This is a genomic window from Bartonella sp. AA81SXKL (assembly GCF_042196945.1).
In the GTDB taxonomy this organism is placed as follows: domain Bacteria; phylum Pseudomonadota; class Alphaproteobacteria; order Rhizobiales; family Rhizobiaceae; genus Bartonella.
In genome coordinates this window covers 1-998 of the sequence record NZ_JBHIRH010000123.1, presented here as the reverse complement: position 1 = coordinate 998, position 998 = coordinate 1, and the positions used below count along the sequence as shown (strand labels likewise).

General features: G+C 45.1%; 1 pseudogene. It reads left to right on the top strand.

Annotated elements, in window-relative coordinates:
* Positions 1–785: pseudogene (locus tag ACFINZ_RS09995) on the top strand (hypothetical protein); the annotation flags it as partial.
* Positions 786–998: the final 213 nt, after the last annotated feature.

Genomic DNA, 998 nt, shown 5'->3' with positions numbered 1-998 from the left:
TAAGCACAAATGGAAGTACCTTGAAAGGACCTTTGAGAGTTGATGGTGAAGCTGTTTATACCAAGGTGCAAGTGGATGCTCTTTTGGATGCTTTAATCAAAAAGCGTAAAGAAGAGTACATTGAAATCGTTATGTTGCAGAGTGGTAATATTCCTTGGCCTGATGGGGTGACAGATGACACTGATATTGAAATCATGGCTTGGGGAGGTGGCGGGAGCGGTGGCCAACGTGGAGGAGGAGGTGGTGGTGAATGTATTTCTTTAAAGATTCAAAAACGCCAATTACAGAATAATGATGTAGTGGCTATTGGAAAAGGCGGATATGGAAATGGTGTTAATGGTGGTAATACGCTAGTTGGTTCTATTCTTACAGCACGGGGTGGTAAGGGGAATAACGGTTATATTGGTGGAAATAGTGGTGGTGGAGTTTCAGGTGGTTATGGAACTGCAAGTGGTAGTAATAATAATGGTTATGCGGGAAAAGAACATCCTTGGCATGGAGGCGGAGGAGGTGGTGGTGGCTTTAATGATAGTTGTGGCGGTGATGGAGGGGATAGTACCTATGGTGGAGCAGGTGGAGGTGGGAGTGGTGGGAGTGGTGGTAGTGGTATAGCTAATAATGGAGGTAAGGGAGGAAAAAGCCAGTATGGTGGCAATGGAGGAAGCGGAGCTGAAAAAGGATATGGCGGCGGTGGCGGTGGCGGTTATCGAGATGGTGAAGATGGAACAGTAAATGGTGCTGGACGGGGTGGTGATGGCGCAGTTAAATTAAAGATCTTTGTATAAGCGTTTAAAGGCTTGTATGCTCTTCCGTCTTTAAGTCCCCTTTAAAGCCCTTTAAAAGGGCTTTTTGACTGACAGTGTCAGACTTATGAAAGGGAGCTCTTGTTGTTATGGTCTCTTCATTGATTTGGAGAGCAAAATGGCAATAGAATTTAATCATGGGATTCGCATTGTAGAGGCTGGTGAGGATTCCCGTCCTTTAGCAACATTTGATCA